The sequence below is a fragment of the Mastigocoleus sp. MO_188.B34 genome (genome assembly GCF_030065675.1).
Taxonomy (GTDB): domain Bacteria; phylum Cyanobacteriota; class Cyanobacteriia; order Cyanobacteriales; family Nostocaceae; genus Mastigocoleus.
Genome location: NZ_JASJDK010000036.1, coordinates 32,675 through 52,439 on the forward strand (window position 1 = coordinate 32,675; position 19,765 = coordinate 52,439).

The following is a 19,765-nucleotide window of genomic DNA, read 5'->3' on the forward strand; positions in this document are numbered from 1 at the left end:
CGCTTGATACTTTAGTTGAAAACACAATACTAAAAATGAATTATTGAGTCACAAGAAGTTCCAAGCAGATTCATAAATTTAATTGATAGCCAAAGTTATTGATTAATATACTTACTGCGCCTTTTTATTCAGGCTAGACTCACATGTGACCTGATTTTTAATCAGAAAGTTTAAATTTATTGTTCCCTGTTTCTGAGCAATACCTTTACTTTTTCGAACCTCTATAGATAGGCTTGCTCAACAATCGATGTTAAAACGAGATATTGCAAAAAAAAACATTTTTTTATACATTGCTTAATAATATTTTTTACATAAAGATACATTTAGTTTGAATTACTTAATATATTCAATTTTCTGATACGCAAATCCCGAAATATTTTGAATGGGTTTAATTGTCAAGTTTTTACTTCCCCAACTGGGAAAATGTATTTCGCAAAATAAAGCTCAGGTTAACTGCATTTAAGGCTTGTTTATATCCTTTCGTAACAACTGAGCTAGTATTCATTAAGAATAATGAAGATTGATATAACAGAAATGTTCCATAATGTTCCATAAAAAATTTAAAATATCTAATCTCGGAATCCGTAAATTTTGCGATTGGTACAATTTCCGTAGCTACAATCGAATTAATGTGAAAAGTAACAATAATAAAATTAGCGTTTGGGAAGAGAAAAAAAATTTCTTATATTTATTTTGGTGGAAAATAAAATTTAGTTTAGTAGTGTTTTTTGTGGCACATAACCCCATTTCAGTGGTAGCAGAAGCCAAAATTCCTAGTTATCAAAAAATCATCGATGAAAATGGAATTAAAGTATACCAAAGTGTACTTATTAATTATTTCCAGTATCAAGTTCAAAAACAGGAATATATCACTGTAATTGATACCAGAAAAGCTGCTATCAAACATTTGACTGGAAATATTACAGAAACTAACGAGCGTAAAGTCAGTAAAAAATTACTGTCTAACTTCTGGCAAGATGCACTCACTCGAAATACTGCATCCCATAAAGTTGTTGCAATGGTTAATGGGGCATTTTTTTCCACTAATGACAACCCGACAGGTATTGCTTTTGGTTTAAAAACTGATAATAATTTGATTACCTATGGCTATGCAATTGGTAAGGAATATCCTGGTCAAATACGTGCATTCGCTTTCAGACCATTTTTAGGGATCGCCAGGATTCAGAATTATACTAAGCAATTATTCTCACATTTTCCAGAAGTATTAGGAGCATTACATCCACTAGCTGATAAATCTAGTCAAAAATACTTGCCACGCACATTTATTGGTGTAAGCGATTTAGATAACAACGGCACTCAAGAAAGTGTAGTACTTTACTCTAGCAACTATGCTCGCCAAATAGATGCTATTAAAGTTTTACGAGATTTTCGCTGTAGAACCATAGCAATGCTTGATGGTGGGGGTAGCACAGGACTAATTGTTAATGGTCAATCTTTGATTTCTACAAATCGTCCCATACCCCATGCGATCGCAGTTTATGCTGTGACAAATTCTTCTCCCAAATAAATTCTTCTCTCAAATAAGAACATTTACAGTGCGATCGCTTCAATGATTGCAAATACAAAATAAATTAAGTTGCACGAAATAATTGCAATCCGAGATTAAAATAAATTGGGAGAGAGTAGGCGTAGGTGGTTACAGACTAGTTCTAGTGACTAGTTTGAGGAAAGTCCGGGCTCCCGAAAGACCAGACTTGCTGGGTAACGCCCAGTGCGTGCGAGCGTGAGGATAGTGCCACAGAAACATACCGCCTTTGTGGCGTTAGCCATAAAAGGTAAGGGTGCAAAGGTGAGGTAAGAGCTCACCAGCAACATCGAGAGGTGTTGGCTCGGTAAACCCCGGTTGGGTGCAAGGTAAAGGAACTACGGTTGGTCTTTTCCCAGTTCCGTAATTAAGAGCCGCTAGAGGTGTTTGGTAACAAACATCCCAGATAGATGACCGCCCTCAAAATTTATGGATGTAGTACGCTATGTCTGTAAATGAGAGAACAGAACCCGGCTTATGTTCCGACTCTCTCTTTTATTTTTACCTGGGATTGGGTATTGGGGATTAACGTCTAGCAAAGCACTTAGCGTGGCTTTAGCTATAGGAGATTCGTAATTTGTTATTGATAAAAATAAAATTTTGTTACTGTAGCGTAATGCTTGCTTGTGATATTATTCATAACTTAAAAGATTATTCATAACTTAAAAGATTGTTCATAACTTAAAAGCCTAATCCTCACTTCTCAGTCGCCAGTCGCCAATTCCCAATTTCTAACCCCCATGACCCTTGCTTATCCACGTCGACAAAGACAACTAGAAAGCTTAATTGAAAGATTAGGTGTGCCAAATAAAGACTTAATTAAATGGCAGTTGTTAGATTTGGCATTGATTCATCCTAGCGTTTCTGAAAAAGCAAACTACGAGCAATTGGAATTTGTTGGTGATGCGGTAGTACGCTTGGTTGCAGCTCAAGTGTTATGGGAAAACTATGGTGAATTCCCTGTAGGTGAATTTGCAGCAATTCGTTCGGTGTTGGTTAGCGATCGCATTCTTGCTAAATTAGCTCGAGTATACGGTTTGGAATTATATTTGCAGGTTGCTGGAGGTGCAAGCAACGATCGAGCTGGGATGGAGTCAAGGTTAGCAGATGCTTTTGAAGCTGTTTTGGGAGCATTGTATTTGAGTACTAATAATTTAGAATTAATTCGTCCTTGGTTGGATCCTCACTTTAAGAAGTTAGCTGCAGAAATTCGCCTCGACCCTGCTAGATTGAACTATAAAGCAGCACTTCAAGAATGGACTCAAGGTCAATTTAAAACTTTGCCGGAATATCGGGTAACTCAAAATCATTCCCAAACTGATAAAAATCGCTTTGAAGCTGAAGTTTGGCTGAATGGTGAAAAGTTGGGTTGGGGTAAAGGACGCTCTATAAAGTCTGCTGAGCAGGCTGCTGCAAAAGTTGCTTTTTTGTCAATTAACTCTCAGGGAAAACCCTGAACTCAAAATTAACTATATTGGGTTAAGTAATGTGAACGTGACAATTGACTAAAAAAGTAACAAATGACTAATCAAATCAAAACAGCTGTTGTTGGTGTGGGACGCTGGGGAATTCATTGGTTGCGAAATATTTTAGAACACCCTCAAACACAGTTAGCAGCTGTAGTAGAACCAAACCAAGAAAGATTAGCTATAGCTCGAAAACAATATAACTTAGATGAGAGTGTATTATTAACAGCACACTTACAACAACTCAAGGAAGTTGACAAATTAGAAGCTGTTATTGTTGCGACTCCTGCTACCACTCACTATAAACTCATTAGTGATGCTTTACGCTGGGGATATCATGTCTTAGCAGAAAAGCCTTTGACCCTGGATTCCCAGGAATGTGAAGAGCTTTGTCAGCTAGCAGAAGCTTCTCAAAGATTATTAATGGTAGATCATACCTACTTATTTCATCCCGCTGTAGAGTCTGGGAAAAATGTTATTTCTTCAGGAAAGCTAGGAGATTTGCGTTATGGTTATGCTACCCGCACCCATTTGGGACCAGTTCGTCAAGATGTAGATGCTTTGTGGGATTTAGCCATTCACGATATTGCTATTTTTAACTATTGGTTGGGTCAATCGCCAGTACAGGTGCAAGCTACAGGTTCCGTATGGTTGCAAACAACGAGTACACAAATAGAGAACACACCAGTAAAAGATACGCAAACAATAAATCAGAATATTTCTGCTTTTTCTCCGCTTCAGTCTTCTTCCCCTAAAAACCCCAACCAAGGACTATCTGATCTTGTGTGGTTAAAACTAATCTATCCAAACAACTTTCAAGCACATATTCACCTATGTTGGCTTAACCCGGATAAACAAAGACGACTAGCAATTGTTGGTTCCCGTGGTAATTTGATTTTTGACGAAATGTCTCAAGATTCCCCTTTAAGTTTTTTGGGGGGTGAATTTGAGGTTCGGGAAAATCAATTTATTCCAATTAATCAAAGCCGTGAAGTTATACCAATAGAAACAGCAGAACCTTTAAGAAGAGTGTGCGATCGCTTTGTTCATTGCATTCGTCACAATACTCCTGTTACTGTTTCATCCGGTTGGGTCGGTACGGAATTAGTGAAAATCCTCACTGCTTTGACTGCTTCTCTCCATCAAGGTGGAAAATCGACCTTTCTGGATCAAAATTGGTAGGGAATCTCCGCCGCGATCTCCAGTTTTTTTAATGGAATTTTGGGGAGAACAACCGGATTTATTATCGAACTGTTTGGGGAGGGAAGAAACACATTTACTTTGGGATGAATTTTTCTCCAGTAAATTCATTTTTTCTGTTGAGTTTATTGCTTCAGTTATAGATCGTAATGAATCGCTATTCTGAGATTCTTTATCCAAGGAAGCACAATTGTTATTACTTTGTAGTGGTATGTGTGGTTGGATTTGAGGTGAAAATTTTGATTTTGATTTATTATTTGTTGCTTCTGTGCTTGGGGATGAAAGTAAAGCAGGATCGATTAAAGGTAAAGAAATTTTAACTGTGGTACCTTGATCTAAACCAGGACTTTCAAGTGTGATTTTACCTCCCATCATTTCCATTAAATTACGGGAAATTGCTAGCCCTAAACCCGTACCGCCAAACTGACGACTCCTGGAAGTATCCACCATCACAAATGGACGGAAAAGTTTTTCCTGTTGTGATGGTTCTATACCCAGACCTGTGTCTGTTACAGAGATAATTATTTGTGGTTTATCCTCAATTATTTCCGTAGCTGTACCAATTGTGATGCTACCTGCTTCTGTAAATTTGGTTGCGTTACCAATAATATTAATTAGTACCTGCTTTAATTTGCTGGGATCGGCATTAACTGGAATTATTTCATCCATTTGTGGAGTATTTAATTGCAATCCTTTTTGTTGGATTGTAACCGACTGAATATTAATGACATCTAACAGTAATTTCCTAAGGTCAATCGGTTCTGGATATACCGACAGCTTACCTGCTTCAATTTTCGAAATGTCAAGCAGACTATTAATGATCCCCAACAAATGAATTGCGGTATCATCTGCTCGCTTCAAAAATTCCAGTTCTTCTTCGCGACTATCGCACATATCTTCCCTCACTAACCGCACGCAGTTAATGATGATATTTAAAGGATTTCTTAATTCATGGGAAGTCGCGGCTAAAAATTGGCTTTTACTTTGATTCGCTCCTTTGGCTTCCTCCCAAGCTATCTCTAATTCATTAGCCCAAGCTTTTAAACGTTCTACCATTTGCTCGAGAGCTTGTGCTAATTGATTAAATTCCCGAATTTCAAAATTATGGGGTACTGGCTTAACATCCTTTCTAAGATGGAGATTTTGAGCGTAGTCTCCTAATTCTTCCATGGGAAGTGCTAAGTCGCGGGCTAGATATAAGGAGGCTAAGACGCTAACACCGACCAAACATAAAGTTAAAATCAATAATATAATTTTTATTTGCCCTAATCCATATAAAGCATTATCTAAACTAGTAACAGCCAAGATAACCCATTTTTCTTTTTGATTTCCGGTAACTGGAGCTGCGATCGCTTTGTAACCAGCTAATAATTCTTGTCCTTCATTTTCAAAAAATAGGTGTAAAAAGTGTTTTTTCCCTGCTACTGCATTTTTTACAATCTTTTGCAGTCGAGTAGAATCTGCATGTTCTTTAATGTTAGTCCCGACACGTGTAGCAATGGGATGGGCTAAAATTCTACCATCTTCATCAATTACAACTGTTGAACCTGTAAGTATTCCTCGTTTATTTTTTACTCTGACCTGTAATAACGTTTGGAGATTGAGAATATATTTAATAGTTTGATTCTGGTCGTATACGGGAACAGAAAATATTAACCTTAGTTTATTTTTAATTTCTTTCTGCCCGGTAATACCATTTTGTGGCGGTAATCTCACATCAAGGTCAACTTCGTTACTGGCTAGAGGAAGTCTTGATTCCTTAATAATATCATTGCCACACGTACTGTTGATTACATTATTGTTAGTAACATCTGTTAATTGAATGCACTCTACATTTGTTGGTAGATAATCTTTTAATCCTTCGAGATACTTCTGAATTTTTTCCTGGGAACCAGACTGAATCACGCTAGTTTGGGAAATACTCATTAGATTACTTTTAAGGGCTGCGATCCCATTAGTAATCATTTCTCCTTTAATTACTGCACTTTCTGTGAGGTTTTGACGGGCTGTCTCCAGTAAACTTGAACGTGCTTTTTTAAAAACGATAATTTCTCCTATCAATAAAACCGGAACAGATAGAAGCAAAATTCTTGATACTAAAATTCGGCGAAAAGATGATTGACGAGATTTAGCCATCGGCATTCTCACAACTTAATGTGCGGTTAACAATAGCAACAATATGCAAGTAGTTCAGCTAATGTCATTTCAGTTTCAAAATTTACTTATTTTTATCTAAGATTTTGACAATTCTCCACCAAGAAACTGCAGCATATTATACAATTTTTATTTAACTACTTGTAAAACTGACTGCCGTTGCCTGATTTTTGGGAAGCAAAAAATGGGAAGCAAAAAATAAAATGGGAAACTGTAAATTGGCAACCATAAAATATCGCCAATAGTTTTTTAAAAAACCTACACAAGTACAAAATATATCAAAATTACCCCTATAAATGGTGCAAAAACTTCGTCCTTACACCACCATTGTTTTGGCAATGAGTGCAGATGGTAAAATCGCAGATTATATGCGATCGCCAGCTCGATTTGGCTCGAAAGCTGATAAAACACACTTAGAAAAACAAATTGCTGCTTCAGATGCCGTTTTATTCGGTGCTGGTACTTTACGTGCCTATCATACAACACTAACAATATCTAATTTAGAGTTGCTACGACATCGAAACAAGTTAGGTAAACCCCCCCAACCTATTCATATAACCATTTCTAAGAGCGGAGATCTAGATCCCGAAATGCGTTTTTTTGAGCAACCTGTTAGGCGTTGGTTAATTTCAACCGCCCAAGGAGCGCAATTTTGGCAACAGTACCAGAAAAAAATTACAAAACACCAAGATAATTCTAACCAACTGTTTGAGAAAATATTAGTTTTTGACACTCAATCGAAACAAATTGATATTACATCAGTATTGGAGCATTTAAGAAAATTTGGCATTAATCGTCTAGCGGTTTTGGGTGGTGGTGAACTAGTTGCAGCAATGCTGGAGTTGGGTTTAATTGATGAGTTATGGCTGACTATTTGTCCGTTAATGTTAGGCGGTCAAACTGCTCCTACCCCTGTAGATGGTTCGGGATTTATTCCTACTATTGCCCCAAGGTTAAGTTTACTATCGGTAAATACTGTTGAAGATGAAGTTTTTCTTCATTATCGTTTTAAGAGTTGAAGTTGATTGGTCATTTGTTGTCAGTTCAAATTAAAACAATCTCTTTTTAACTCCTTTTTAAGCGTAAATTCTACTTTTGTGGCTGAGTGAGTATACATTTTTGCGCCTAAAATCAACTAGAAGTTCTGAAAATATAGCTTTTAAGCGAGCTTATCCATACCCATCCCAAGAAACTACCGATAAAGTATGGGGGAAAATCTGACCATACAAAGGTATTACCTAAAACTAGTCTTCCTGGTAAAGTGGAACGAGCAGCTTGTAAAAAAGATGGCTGCCATAACTGCAAAAACTCTAATCCACAAGTAGCAATACAAACTCCAAGTGCAACTTTGAATGCGGAAATTTTCGGAGCGATCGCAGCAAATAGTAAAATCCAAAAAATTTCGTAAGCAATACTTCCAAAAACATCATTTAACCACTCAAATCCTGTTATTGGGGAAAACCTAATGATGTAACCTAGAGGAACAATTATCGCTATACTGAGGAGCAGAACTACACGATATTTCCACTTAATATGATGTTTATTTATTCGCATGCTTGTATTATATTTACCTAAGTATTTATTGTCTTAAATTACATATTTAAATAAGCATCGCTATTATTATCAGTGATAAGACTTATCTAAAGATTTTACCAATTACCATAATTAGAAATGTCAATAATATAACCTCTATAAATCCAGTATCCTTAAGATTATGAAGCAAATATTAAGTGCCTTAAAATTTAAGGGGGGAAGGATGAAGTTTGTTATAACAGTTTTTGCTTTAACAGGTCTAGCGGTTACTGCTAGCGTAACTTCAATTGCTCAAGCACGAGGTAATTCCTTTTCCGGTACCATTGAACGAGTTTGGGAAGATGGATTTAGATTAAAAACTGAGGAACGTTCTTTGAGGGTTGACTCTTGGGATGTTTGTGGAGACAACACGTCTCGTAACTTATCTAAAGGCGATCGAGTTACTGTGGATGGAGAATTTGATGGTAGAGAGTTTGATGCTTTTTCCATTACTAAAGAAGGTGATGTAAAAGTTTGTACTCAGGGTACAACCCAATAAGCTTGCGTTCGGTCAGTATTTTATACTGCCGATCTCTGTATTTTTATAAATTAGCCTGCAGTGTACTTTGCTGTGGGCTAACATTATATAAAGTATCAAAAAGCTGTTATTAGTTTTTGCAACATAATTAGAAGCTCAACCAAATTAATAAAATTTTAAGTAGTTAAAGATTCTAGATAGTATTATTTTGTAATAAAAGTTGCTTGATTGTTTGGGAAGGGAATAACCCCTAAAATATGTTTTTTATCTAATGTTTTTGCATGCGATCGCAAATAACATCTTTCTAATTTTTATCGAGAATTACGAATATTTGCATGATGTGTTTTGTGTTAGCGAATCCTGACAAAACCTGCTTCTAAGATTAATTGTTGACCTTCTTCTGTCAGCATGAGATTTGCATAAGCCATCCCTGCTTGTTCTTCTATTTGACCATTCTTTTTTACAACTATAAATAGTCGTCTGGTCATGGGATATTCATCACTTTTAAAAGCGTCTATATTCAATTCGTTGCGCTGTCTCGGACATCGCGAAGGAAGAACTAATGGTTTTTTATAAGGTGGAACAAATTTTTCACCAACTCGTGCAATTGGTAAAGGTTTAACACCACATTGTGTAACAATTTTAGGTGCAGATGCATAGTAAATGCCACCCCGATTGTTAATAATTTTTCTCAAGGCTTCTGTTGTATTTTTTACTGTCTGAATATTTCTACCAAACTTCTCTTTCTGTAAAACATTTTTCAGAAAAAACTCTACAGTACCACCTTCATTTTGTTTGGAGTATGGTGTTATTTTTAAGTTCGGTCCTCCTAAATCTTTCCAGTTAGTAATTTCGCCTGTATATATTTTTTTGAGTTCGTCTAGTTTTAAGCCAGGTATATTCATCTCAGGATGAACAGCAACAGCAATACCATCTATGGCTATAGGAATTTCATTAAGTGTAAATCCCTTGAGTTGTGCTTTTTCATATTCTTCCTCTTTTAGAGAACGAGAAGTTTGAGAAAAATCTAATTCGTTATTGAGAAGCATATCGATTCCAACACCAGAGCCAGGGCTTCCTTTTTTTGGATCGGTATAAATTAATTCATATTCTGGAAATACTTTTGCGAGCGATTTTTCAGTTCTATTTCTAATTGAAGCCCAAGTGGTGCTACCTCCATAGCGGAATAATCCAGAAGGGACATTTTTAACTTTCGTAAACTCCTGAGTTAGGGATGGTGATGATTTTTGTTTTTGCTTATTACTCCGATTTGTCCCTGAATTAAAGAAGCTAATATTATAAAAGTGAGATTTCCACCAAAAAACTCCAATAATTAAGCTTGAAGAAATTAACAGAGTCAATGTCAAACTCAAAGTCTGTTTTTTTTTTGAAACATATTTATGTTTATGCTTGAGTGAATGCCAGAATATCAAATAAATAAAGTTTGAGCGTTATGTCTTGAGAAAGAAAATTTTAACATATCTAGTAAAATAAATTATCTTTTACTTGAGATAGGTAAAATTAAACAATTGTAATTTTCAAGGATTAAAAATTACATCAACTTGGTAACAGTTTTATAACCTTTATTGGGGTATTAAAGAAAAATTTTTTACTAATTAATTCCTCCAAAAATAAAGCTAAATTATGATACTGATGTTCTTGAAAAAAATAGTTAAGATTGATGAGAAGATGTTGTTATGATGTCCTCCATTAAAGGAATTAATTGTTCAATATAAACTATTTGCTGTCACTAAAAACAAAAATTTATTCACTTGATAATTGTTAAGATTTGCGCGTTTTGATTTCGTGTTTTGAGAATTATGAAGCACAGTGGGTGGAATCCAATCAGAAGAAATAAAAAGATTGGTACAAAGAAACATGGCTATTCGCAAAATAACAAGTTGGTTATCCCAGAGCAATCGCAAGATAGTCACATTTATTGGGAGCGTTTAATAGATCCAGTAGCATGTCCCTTAGAAATTCAAGGACATCAAATGACTCTGCTGGTTGAACCGACTAAACAAGGGTATGTTTATACTTGTACGCCTAGTGACATTATTAGAGTCCTCGAATTGATAGATCGCGAACACCTGGAAGTAATTGAATTAGTGATTTTGCGACAACCAACAAAAAAACAAGAAATATTACAACCTGTTTGGGGTCGCTTTACAAGTAATGCAGATATTAATTACAAGTATTCTGGAGTCAGTATTATTCTTGAAGCTGTACCCATCGGTTTGATTCTCAAATGGACTGACAAGCTCGATTCTTATGGGCGCAAAGAACTGCTTTCTTTAGAAAAAGATGGTCATAAAATCGAGAAAGTAAAAAGAGGTTACGATATTATAACTACACCAGAAAGTCTGCGAAATACACAGCTTTTCCGCACATTACCCCATGAAATCGGTCATGCTGTAGATTATCTAGAAAATTCTCTCAAGCCATCTCTTGCAGCAAAAACAGATGAAGAATCTGCTTCCATAAAACGTCTGTACCGTTCCAAGCCCTATTTAGATAAGGAAGAATATGCCCATCGTTATGCCAGAGAGTTTTATCATAAGTATAGTGACCAAGGACTACTTCCATTCGAGCGTTTATATGATGAAAATTATCTGAATAGTCTGAGATTAGACCCAAAATGGTTCAAGTTTTAATGGCTCAAATTTTAGGAAAAATTAGGCTAGCAATTAAATGATTTTCTGAATAAAATTAGGCAGTGCAAATGCTGCTTTATGTATATCTGCATTATAGTAACGCAGGTTGTGCTCCCGAGTTATTTTCTCTGCTTTGATAACATCTAAGTTCTTTACTGGATGGGGTCCTGCTTTAGAACAATAAGTCAAACTCCACATACCAGTTGGATACATGGGAATAAATACCAAGTAGCAATGTACGGATTCAATACCAAAAACTTCTTTCAAACATTTGTTTAAATCTATAAATGCATTGCGATGAAAGATTGGCGATTCACTTTGTACTGTGACTACCCCACCAGGACGCAGACAGCGGTATACATCTTGATAAAATGACTTAGTAAACAATCCCTCCGAAGGTCCCACAGGATCGGAAGAATCAATTATGACTAAGTCATAGGAACTATCAGCAGCATTTTTGACAAAATTAATCCCATCATCAATTAATAAATTTAATTTTGGATGCTCTAGGGCTGAAGAAATTTTTGGTAAAAATTGTTTTGAAGCACGCACTACAGCTTCATCAATTTCTACCATTGTTATCTTTTCAATTTCCTGATGGCGTACTAGCTCGCGAATTGTACCGCCATCACCAGCACCAATTACTAAAACATCTTTGACTTGGGGATGAGTTAACATCGGCACATGGACAATCATTTCATGGTAAGCTGCCTCATCTGCTTCAGTGCACATCACCATACGGTCAATAGTCAGCATTTTCCCATTTCCGGGAGTATCAAAAACTTCTACAGTTTGATAAGGAGAAACTTCATGAAAAATGCGATCACCCTGAATGCGAATCGATAATGCCATTTTTCCATTATCGTCTATTACCCATTCCTCGGGATTGAATTGACCGGGTTGTTCCGATAAGACCATGGTGAATGCACGTGGGACAAAATGTATCAGTAGGCTAGTATACGAAATTATTGATAATTCGTAATTCGTAATTCGTAATTCGTAATGATTTAGCCCATAGGTGAGGTGATGAATTACAAATTAGCGATTTTTGTTGCTGTAAAATTTGGCGTGACTGATTCACTTACTAATTCACATTAAATTTTTGCCGCGCTCGTAAATTGTTTTTGCATATTCAGTCCAGGTTCCTTGTCCCCAATAACGAAAGCAACTAGTTTGCAACAAGAAGTTATACAGTAAAGCTTGGCGATAATCCGAACTTCTAGTGAAAGGTTCAGATCCATCTTCATGAGATAAGGTATTAATTTTCTGATGAAATAAACTACTAAGTTCATTCATCGGAGCCAAAACATTTTCGTACCCTTCAACCCAACTAATATGATTTGTCCAAGAAGCTCCTTCCATATGAAACTGGGGATTTTCTTGCTTTAGTTGTGTAATGATATTTTCAACAGCATTGGAAGTTGCATTTTTCGGTGAAACTCGCTCCCAAATTAAATGTTGTCCTACTGGCTGACAGGGTATATAGTCATCAGAACTAAAACCAGCTGCTGCAATTAATTCTAAATATTCTGTTCCCGTCACGCCAACAACATCTGAATCAGGGGTTATTTCATGCCAAGCTTGTTTGAAAGCGCTGGGAAATTCATTCATCATTACCCCACCATTTTCACCGTCACCAATTTGGCTAACTATTGCTGGTGGCTTGAATCGAGATAAACTTTTTGCCTCATAATAAGGTTGCATTTGAGCAACTAACTTTGTATCTGAGCCCTGAGTCTTGATTAAAGCTGTAATACTAATGGTTTCACCCTGGGAATTGCGAGCAACTAAACGGTGGGGTAAATGTTTGTCTTTCAATCCTTCACCTGTTAGTGTTTCCACCGAATGTTCTTGAACCAGCAACCAACGATATCCACACTCTTTCAAGGCTTTGATAAATTCAAATAATGTATCGGGGTGATTTGGTAAGTGCATCTCTGGAGGTGAAAAACCCTTAACTCGCGCCAATGCTTCCCAACCAAAAATTGCTGCAAAATGATGTTGCCAAGCTAATATATGCAGTTTGATATCTGGTATGGGTGTAGATGGAACAACCGCATGACCCCACATTGTACCTAACCACTCAACGTATGGTTGATAGGTAGAATCACAAGTTATCCGCTTGAGATTATCCAGAATATCTTTCCGACCCATTTGTTGCAGTCCCCATAAAAGATTACCCGAGTAATCCAACATAATGCGAGGATTACAACCCTGATTTACCAACTCAGGAATAAACTCCCCCATGCGACTGTAACACCAAGCAAAAGGTCCAGCATTGTGGTTATCTCCTTCACCCTGATGTTCAAACATATATTGCAAATTACCAATCAATTCCCCATTTGCACCTGCGGGAATTGTTGGTTGGTGCATGTGTAGGGCGATCGCAAAAGTTGCTTTGATATTGTCTAAGGAGATGTTAGTCCTTGGTAAAAATACTGTTCGGTCGTGGTTGACGGTATCGAGAACTTCTGATTCCCAACCAGAAATATTTGGTAAACCATCAATAATTTCTGGTAAGGAAGGAAGGCTAGCTGTTGTAGGAAGCATGGCTATTTATGGTGAGTTCGGATACACAATTTTAAGTATGACGCTTTTTGGTGTGTGTTGGGGATTGGGGAAGTGTGGGGAGTGTGGGAAATGTGAGAAGTGTGGGGAGTTTGGAGATTAGGCATTTGGAAGGACATACTGGGGAATAACTCTTAAATCTTGACTCGTGAATCCTGACTTCCAAAAGTACTTAGCGCATAGCATTTACCCTCTTCCAAGGATTAATTTTTCGCAAACGTTCTATCGATCGCTTGGACTCGTTTTCCTGTCGAGTTGGTGATCTTTGAGAAGGCTTAATTGGAGGTCTAGCTATATGTAAAATTACCTCCAACAACCAAGGAGCAAAGCGTTGACACCAAACAGCAAGATAACTTTGCCATCCGACTAGGATTTCTGGCGATTTTTTTTTCAAACCAATGACTAATGCATCAGCAACTTGCTCTGGTGTAATTGGTCTAACCCAGCGAAATAACTGCAAATCTCTAACCATTTCTGTATCTGTCAGAGAAGGTAGCAAGGCTATTACCCTGATGTTTTGTGGAGCTAATTCGCGACGTAAAGCTTGAGTAAAACCTAGGAGTGCAAATTTAGTTGCTGAATATGTAGCCATGGTTGGTGCGGCGATTTTCCCCATCAAACTAGAGACGTTGACTATAGTCCCTTCCTCTTTGGTCGCCATTCGACGCGCCATGGTTTGGGTAAGAGTATAGGTTCCTAACACATTGAGAGATAACTCTTCTTGCACTTGAGGTAATTTAGAACGCAAAAAAGAGTTTTGATGTGCAACACCCGCACAATTAACCAGCAAATGAATTGGTCCATAACTGCGCCATAACTGAGCAACAGCAATATGAACGAAGGTAGTTTTGGTCAGATCTAGAGCCATTGTTACTGCTTCCGTTCCCATTTCTTCTACTTCTCGGGCTACGGTCACTAATTTTTGTCGATCGCGCGCTATGAGTATCAATCGTTTTACACCTTGTTGTGCTAATTTAATGGCGATCGCACGCCCAATACCCCTTGATGCTCCTGTTACCAGAGCAACTTTGTTTTGAATATTCATGGTTTCCCCCTAAAATTTAAAGTCCTACCACGTCGTTTTTTTTCGTTGAGACTTTGTCGTGGTAGTAAGTTTTTATGTTGTGAGCCCGATCTAAGGTCACACAAATGGCAAAATAGTTAATCTAGTTTCTATCTAACATTAGGATACTCGTCTATTAAACCTCAATAAATCTGCAATTTTACCAATAGACATCTCCGAAAAAGAATATAAAAGCCTTATGTAGTCAGGGGTGATATCTCATTTCTGGAGATGTCTAATACAAAGCTTTGATTTCCTGTTATGAAGTCAATGATTAGTTTTGCTTACGCAAGCTCTGATTCTCAATAGAATGTTTAGAAGAGAAATACAACCCTACAATACCTATAATTCCTGCTAAGGCTAAGTTCTGACCAATGGTGAGGAGCCACTTTTATTATTATTCAGTACAAAATGTACAAATTTCTAGGCGCAGCACCACCCAAGTTTTACCAAGAAAGATAAGCATTATTGACTCAAAACATAAGCCTATGCAATTTAATTACAGGTATCGGTTTAGATATTTTGGACATAAACGATTGTCAGCATTGTCGCACAAACACACACTAACAACTTCATCAAGCTTATGCAATATTTTTTAATAAGCATTTCTTAATATTTAGTTTTTGTGCAGATATGTGTAATAGATCGCATATCAGCTGTAAAGTATTGGCTATTAATGTCAACATCACTGGACGCAACATTAACCACAAGTCAATGCCAAATTATTTGGAAATAAGTTTTTTTAACGTCTAGATTGAATATTTTGTTTTGTTGACAATACAAATCCGATTAGTTGACAGGTAACATTTTATGGTTTACCACGCCGTCATAATTAATATTTCTCCATCTTATCTATCTCCAAATCAGAGGAAGCGATATTTGTGCATCAGATTGAATTATTTTAGTTTTCGACTCTCTGATGGTGACTATTAGAAGTTCTTAGAAGCTAATTTATAATCGGTAATTTAAGGTTATCTGGAGTGGGTGCTAAATAAGCGAATAAAAAAGTATCGTAACTCGATTCTTCAGTACCTTTAAAGCTGTATTTTATTAAATTCTAAATGCCGATTATAATATTCTTTGCGGTCGTTATTGGGTTGTCTGCCAATCTTTTTGTTGTTTATCCCAAATTGTAATTTTTTTGTATTTCTTTAGATAGTTATTTTTGTAAGCCTTAAAGTCTTAACATTAGTTGGCATACGTCTGATAAAAATCAACATTTCATAGAATTTGAAAATAGTTCAAATTCTAAATTCTAATGATGCGGTCTTTTGCTTGGTAAATAGGATTTTTATCTATTCTTTTGAGAGCAGAATATCTCTGGTAGATATTCTTTTGGTTGAATATACATAACACGCCTCCCAAGAGAAAAATAGGGTGTTTGACTAATCAAGACACACCTCATTTTTTCTGTTTTCTTATATATCTTGGTCTTGACGGCTTGTGCTTTCACAACTTAGAAAGGGCTGTTTGAGCTAGTTAAGATAACGTTAAGGTAGTTTGAGTACTGCTTTATCACGGATCTTTGCTGCGTAGATAGAATTTCTGGTTAGGTGTGGATAAAACTCATTACTGGCGCTCTATGGAGTTTTACAAACACAAAATGGTTGCTTCTTGTCCACACATAAACTACGCCATTTACAATTTGCCAATATCTTACAGTTCATATCTCAGCAGCCTAAAAACAGTCATAAATAATAGACCTCTTGCAAATCAGGAAATACCCTAAGAATTTGTTTTCGTAATAGGATTTGTGATTTAACTCATAGGGGTTTTCCAGCATTTTTGCTAATCATGGAGATATGTAAGGACTACAAGGGAAAAATCGTTGCAAAAATTAATATATTCACAAACTCTGAAGATAAATGTTCTTAACTCGTGCTGCATCCTAGTGAAGCAGGTACTTAATTAATTATTTCTTAAAGTTAAGTTTACTTGTTCGTTGTGTAACGAGTTGATGAAGCTGGAAGCCTTGTGATTTAAAATACATATAAATTCCCTAGTTTCTGTTAAATTGCGTACTAATATTTATTGTCACTGGTGGTCTTTAAAAATCAAAAAACATCTTCATAAAGAGATTTTTTATTGATTTACTGATGTTTACTCAGTAAAAAGATAACTATAACTGGTGGCAAACTCCTACAGCTACAATTCCCTTCACTTTAAAAATGTTACTTTACTCTTGGTTAACCTTACTGAAAAAAAATCGTGCAATTGCAGTGATTCGTGCTTCGGAAATCGAGCTTGGAAGAAAAATGGCGTTAGCTGCAGCGCAAGGAGGAATGGAGTTAATTGAAATTACTTGGAATAGTCCTCGCTCTGCAGAATTGATTTCTCAGCTACGAGTTCAATTACCAAATTGCATTATTGGTACGGGTACGCTAATGAATCCAACTCAAGTGAAAGAGGCGATCATGGCTGGGGCACAATTTCTCTTTGCTCCTCACGTAGACCCTCTAATGATTAAAGCGGCAAAAGATTCGGACTTACCAATAATTCCAGGGGCGCTAACCCCTACAGAAATTATTACTGCTTGGCAATGGGGTGCAACATGTGTCAAGGTATTTCCCGTACAACCAGTTGGTGGTCCCAATTATATTAGGAGCTTGCAGGGCCCACTGGGTCAAATACCGTTAATTCCGTGCGGTGGAATCACCTTAGAAAATGCCGAAGAATTTCTCGCTGCTGGAGCTCTTGCGGTAGGTGTGGGTACACAACTATTTCCTAAGAATTTAGTAGCTAGTGGTAACTGGAAAGCCATAACTGATAAAGCTGCTTGGCTAAGAAAAAAGCTTGGTCAGTCTTCGGGTGGAAATTCATGTGCGAATTTATCTGTTAATTTGCCTGTAAATTCTCCTATAAATTTACCAATGAAATCACCCGTAAATTCTTCTGCAAACTTGCATGTAAATTCACCTGTGAATTTGCAAGTACAAACACCTATTGTAAAATCTTAGCGAGTCGGTCAGTGCCCTGTCCCAGGAGTGTGTTTCAGATGTAAAAAGTAATCATAGGGTAACTGACAACTGGAAAAATTTTGTAACTGGTAAAGACGATTTGAGGATATTTATAGGGCTACGAAGGCACGTTAGCAAATATATTAACCCTAAAAGCTATATACATTAGGCTTAAGTTATTGCTAGATTTCCTGGAGGTTCTCAATGAAATATGTTGTTGAACACAAAAAAAATCTTCCTTCAGGTAAGCTGAAAAAGCAGCTTATATACTTGACAGCATGATGGAAAATAGTCCTTCTATATTAGCTTTGGACTTTGATGGTGTTATTTGTGATGGACTAATTGAATATTTTCAGGTCGCTTGGCGTGCTTACTGTGGAGTTTGGTATGTCGAGAACAAAATACCTCCTGATGGTCTGGCGGAAACATTTTACCCACTGCGAGCTGTAATTGAAACAGGTTGGGAAATGCCTGTTTTAATCAAAGCACTTATTGAAGGAGTTCCTGAAGAACAAATTTATCAAGGATGGCATGATATTTCTAAACAGATTCTAGAGAAAGATAATCTCAAATCTCAAAATGTTGCCAAAAAACTAGATAATATCCGGGATGAATGGATCAAAAATGATTTAGATGGGTGGTTAAGCTTAAATCGATTTTATCCCGGTACAATTGAGAAAATTCGGTCTATTGCAAGCAGTTCTGTTCAACTGTATATCATTACTACTAAGGAAGGACGTTTTGTCAAACAGCTTTTGCAAAGATGGGGGGTTGAATTAAACTCCGAACTGATTTTTGGTAAGGAAGTCAAACGTCCAAAGTATGAAATTATCAGAGAATTAATAAAAAAACATAATATTTCGCCTGGAAATGTTTGGTTTGTAGAAGATAGATTAAAAACCTTACAAGTAGTTAAGAAGCTCCCGGATTTACAGGATGTGAAGCTTTTTCTTGCGAGTTGGGGATACAATACAGCCTCAGAGCGAGAAGCTGCCAAGAATGATGAGAGAATAAAATTAATATCCCTGGCTCAGTTTGTTCAAGATTCGTTTGCTTGCTAATTAATTTGCTTGGTAGTTAAATTACTGGCATTTTGGCGAACTTGGGTAGATCTGGATTCATATAATCCCAAGGTTGAGCACTGTCGGTGTAAATATCCATGGTTGGTTGAAAATAACTTGGATCGTCAAGACTTCCAGCCATAATTCCCATCAGTTCTGGATTTGGGGGTTTGCTGAATAATCGGGAACCACAATTAGGACAAAAGCCTCGACCAACTGTGCTTCCGCTATCGCCAGTCACCTCATAATATTTCACATTCCCGGTGATTGTGACTGCACTCCGTGGAACTAACATACCAGAAGCGTAACCACTTCCTGTCACCCGTTGACAATCGCGACAATGACAATTTCCCATTGCAATAGGTTCTGCTGAACATTCGTAGCGGACAGATCCGCACAGACAACCACCAGTAAATTTTGGTTCCATGACAATATCTCCTTCTTAAGAAATTTAGTCAAAACTTAACTTAGCGATCGATTTTTTTGTCCAGTGGAAGACAAACTACGATTTCTCCGTCTTCTATCTTTCCGGTTTTTTCAAAACCCAGACTCAAATATAATTTTTCAGCGACCAAATTTTCGGGGACATAACTTGTAAAAATGCAGTCGCACCCTGGCTTATTTTTCAAGATCTCGATCGCTTTTAACATTGCAGCTTTACCATACCCATTTTTTTGATGGTTTCGATCTACCATCAAACGAATAATCCACCAATTATCATCATCTTTATCCAAACCATACATCACAAAACCTACCATCGTTTGGTTGTTGTAGATTCCTAGAGGAAAAACAGATTTTTCAAACTTAGATTCTAGAAGTGAGTAAACATTAGAAGCGACGAAGTTTACTTGTGTCTCATCGGGCTTTAGTTTAATACACTCTTGCCAGTTATCTTGATCGATTTCTCTCAAAGTCACAGACATGTTTCTTTTTGAAGTATATACATACTACAAATAACATCAACTCCTTGAGAGTCAATTCCAGATAAAAACTAATTTCAGGGAAAAACTAACAACTATAATTTAGATCTCGTACTATAAATATTC

At 36.8% G+C, this 19,765-nt stretch carries 15 protein-coding genes, 1 other RNA gene and 1 pseudogene; 9 read left to right on the forward strand and 8 right to left on the reverse strand.

Annotated features, from left to right (window positions below; all coding sequences use genetic code 11):
- The first annotated feature begins 730 nt into the window (after nucleotides 1-730).
- The 4 genes from QNJ50_RS11160 to QNJ50_RS11175 all read left to right on the forward strand — a co-directional run bounded on the left by QNJ50_RS11160 (nucleotide 731) and on the right by QNJ50_RS11175 (nucleotide 4,194).
- The gene (locus QNJ50_RS11160) at nucleotides 731-1,528 is read left to right on the forward strand and encodes a phosphodiester glycosidase family protein (protein WP_300635269.1); all 798 of its coding nucleotides are present in this window, start codon (nucleotides 731-733) and stop codon (nucleotides 1,526-1,528) included.
- Between the two features lie 112 nt (nucleotides 1,529-1,640).
- Nucleotides 1,641-2,040, forward strand: an RNA gene (gene rnpB, locus QNJ50_RS11165) — RNase P RNA component class A.
- A gap of 246 nt (nucleotides 2,041-2,286) precedes the next feature.
- On the forward strand, nucleotides 2,287-3,003 hold the full coding sequence (rnc, locus tag QNJ50_RS11170; protein WP_300635271.1) for a ribonuclease III: 717 nt from the start codon (nucleotides 2,287-2,289) through the stop codon (nucleotides 3,001-3,003).
- A 63-nt stretch (nucleotides 3,004-3,066) separates the two neighbouring features.
- Nucleotides 3,067-4,194: a Gfo/Idh/MocA family oxidoreductase gene (locus QNJ50_RS11175; protein WP_300635273.1), complete on the forward strand. Its 1,128-nt coding sequence runs from the start codon at nucleotides 3,067-3,069 to the stop codon at nucleotides 4,192-4,194.
- Here the strand turns inward: QNJ50_RS11175 and QNJ50_RS11180 are convergent.
- On the reverse strand, nucleotides 4,117-6,348 hold the full coding sequence (locus QNJ50_RS11180; protein ID WP_300635275.1) for a sensor histidine kinase: 2,232 nt from the start codon (nucleotides 6,346-6,348) through the stop codon (nucleotides 4,117-4,119). The genes QNJ50_RS11175 and QNJ50_RS11180 overlap by 78 nt on opposite strands.
- Nucleotides 6,349-6,662: 314 nt before the next feature.
- Between QNJ50_RS11180 and QNJ50_RS11185 the strand changes: the two genes are divergently transcribed.
- Nucleotides 6,663-7,385, forward strand: coding sequence for a RibD family protein (locus QNJ50_RS11185; protein ID WP_300635277.1), 723 nt, complete (start codon nucleotides 6,663-6,665; stop codon nucleotides 7,383-7,385).
- A gap of 112 nt (nucleotides 7,386-7,497) precedes the next feature.
- Here QNJ50_RS11185 and QNJ50_RS11190 read toward each other — a convergent pair whose 3' ends face one another.
- Nucleotides 7,498-7,920, reverse strand: a complete 423-nt coding sequence (locus tag QNJ50_RS11190) for a DUF2809 domain-containing protein (RefSeq protein ID WP_300635279.1) — start codon at nucleotides 7,918-7,920, stop codon at nucleotides 7,498-7,500.
- Nucleotides 7,921-8,122: 202 nt separating this feature from the next.
- On the opposite strand from QNJ50_RS11190, the gene QNJ50_RS11195 reads away from it, so the two are divergent.
- Nucleotides 8,123-8,437 carry a hypothetical protein gene (locus QNJ50_RS11195; RefSeq protein ID WP_300635281.1) on the forward strand — a complete coding sequence of 105 codons (315 nt, stop codon included), beginning with the start codon at nucleotides 8,123-8,125 and terminating at the stop codon, nucleotides 8,435-8,437.
- A 329-nt stretch (nucleotides 8,438-8,766) separates the two neighbouring features.
- On the opposite strand, the gene QNJ50_RS11200 is transcribed toward QNJ50_RS11195, so the two are convergent.
- On the reverse strand, nucleotides 8,767-9,777 hold the full coding sequence (locus tag QNJ50_RS11200) for a PstS family phosphate ABC transporter substrate-binding protein (protein WP_300635283.1): 1,011 nt from the start codon (nucleotides 9,775-9,777) through the stop codon (nucleotides 8,767-8,769).
- 459 nt (nucleotides 9,778-10,236) lie between these two features.
- Here QNJ50_RS11200 and QNJ50_RS11205 point away from each other — a divergent pair, with 459 nt between their 5' ends.
- A complete protein-coding gene (locus QNJ50_RS11205; RefSeq protein WP_300635285.1) occupies nucleotides 10,237-11,070 on the forward strand; it encodes a hypothetical protein in 834 nt (277 codons plus the stop codon).
- A 33-nt stretch (nucleotides 11,071-11,103) separates the two neighbouring features.
- Here QNJ50_RS11205 and speE read toward each other — a convergent pair whose 3' ends face one another.
- The 3 genes from speE to QNJ50_RS11220 form a co-directional block, all read right to left on the reverse strand.
- Nucleotides 11,104-11,988 (reverse strand): polyamine aminopropyltransferase, encoded by an 885-nt coding sequence (speE, locus tag QNJ50_RS11210; RefSeq protein ID WP_300635287.1) that lies wholly within the window; start codon nucleotides 11,986-11,988, stop codon nucleotides 11,104-11,106.
- A gap of 171 nt (nucleotides 11,989-12,159) precedes the next feature.
- Nucleotides 12,160-13,620 carry a glycosyl hydrolase family 57 gene (locus QNJ50_RS11215; protein ID WP_300635290.1) on the reverse strand — a complete coding sequence of 487 codons (1,461 nt, stop codon included), beginning with the start codon at nucleotides 13,618-13,620 and terminating at the stop codon, nucleotides 12,160-12,162.
- 190 nt (nucleotides 13,621-13,810) lie between these two features.
- Nucleotides 13,811-14,683, reverse strand: a complete 873-nt coding sequence (locus QNJ50_RS11220) for an SDR family NAD(P)-dependent oxidoreductase (protein WP_300635292.1) — start codon at nucleotides 14,681-14,683, stop codon at nucleotides 13,811-13,813.
- 2,186 nt (nucleotides 14,684-16,869) lie between these two features.
- Here QNJ50_RS11220 and QNJ50_RS11225 point away from each other — a divergent pair.
- Together QNJ50_RS11225 and QNJ50_RS11230 are read left to right on the forward strand one after the other, a co-directional pair.
- A pseudogene (locus QNJ50_RS11225) lies at nucleotides 16,870-17,496 on the forward strand (bifunctional 4-hydroxy-2-oxoglutarate aldolase/2-dehydro-3-deoxy-phosphogluconate aldolase); the annotation flags it as partial.
- Between the two features lie 440 nt (nucleotides 17,497-17,936).
- Complete coding sequence (locus tag QNJ50_RS11230) at nucleotides 17,937-18,719, forward strand: HAD hydrolase-like protein (RefSeq protein WP_300635294.1); 783 nt, start codon at nucleotides 17,937-17,939, stop codon at nucleotides 18,717-18,719.
- 16 nt (nucleotides 18,720-18,735) lie between these two features.
- Here QNJ50_RS11230 and QNJ50_RS11235 read toward each other — a convergent pair whose 3' ends face one another.
- Together QNJ50_RS11235 and QNJ50_RS11240 are read right to left on the reverse strand one after the other, a co-directional pair.
- The gene (locus QNJ50_RS11235; RefSeq protein ID WP_300635296.1) at nucleotides 18,736-19,146 is read right to left on the reverse strand and encodes a GFA family protein; all 411 of its coding nucleotides are present in this window, start codon (nucleotides 19,144-19,146) and stop codon (nucleotides 18,736-18,738) included.
- 40 nt (nucleotides 19,147-19,186) lie between these two features.
- Entirely contained in the window at nucleotides 19,187-19,642 is a 456-nt protein-coding gene (locus QNJ50_RS11240; RefSeq protein WP_300635298.1) for a GNAT family N-acetyltransferase, read from the reverse strand.
- Between the last annotated feature and the right edge of the window lie 123 nt (nucleotides 19,643-19,765).

Coding starts and splice junctions, on each gene's coding strand:
- QNJ50_RS11205 (WP_300635285.1), top strand. CDS start 10,237: ATGAAGCACAGTGGGTGGAATCCAATCAGAAGAAATAAAAAGATTGGT.
- QNJ50_RS11215 (WP_300635290.1), bottom strand. CDS start 13,620: ATGCTTCCTACAACAGCTAGCCTTCCTTCCTTACCAGAAATTATTGAT.
- QNJ50_RS11230 (WP_300635294.1), top strand. CDS start 17,937: ATGATGGAAAATAGTCCTTCTATATTAGCTTTGGACTTTGATGGTGTT.
- QNJ50_RS11195 (WP_300635281.1), top strand. CDS start 8,123: ATGAAGTTTGTTATAACAGTTTTTGCTTTAACAGGTCTAGCGGTTACT.
- speE (WP_300635287.1), bottom strand. CDS start 11,988: ATGGTCTTATCGGAACAACCCGGTCAATTCAATCCCGAGGAATGGGTA.
- QNJ50_RS11180 (WP_300635275.1), bottom strand. CDS start 6,348: ATGGCTAAATCTCGTCAATCATCTTTTCGCCGAATTTTAGTATCAAGA.
- QNJ50_RS11175 (WP_300635273.1), top strand. CDS start 3,067: ATGACTAATCAAATCAAAACAGCTGTTGTTGGTGTGGGACGCTGGGGA.
- rnc (WP_300635271.1), top strand. CDS start 2,287: ATGACCCTTGCTTATCCACGTCGACAAAGACAACTAGAAAGCTTAATT.
- QNJ50_RS11235 (WP_300635296.1), bottom strand. CDS start 19,146: ATGGAACCAAAATTTACTGGTGGTTGTCTGTGCGGATCTGTCCGCTAC.
- QNJ50_RS11185 (WP_300635277.1), top strand. CDS start 6,663: ATGGTGCAAAAACTTCGTCCTTACACCACCATTGTTTTGGCAATGAGT.
- QNJ50_RS11190 (WP_300635279.1), bottom strand. CDS start 7,920: ATGCGAATAAATAAACATCATATTAAGTGGAAATATCGTGTAGTTCTG.
- QNJ50_RS11220 (WP_300635292.1), bottom strand. CDS start 14,683: ATGAATATTCAAAACAAAGTTGCTCTGGTAACAGGAGCATCAAGGGGT.
- QNJ50_RS11240 (WP_300635298.1), bottom strand. CDS start 19,642: ATGTCTGTGACTTTGAGAGAAATCGATCAAGATAACTGGCAAGAGTGT.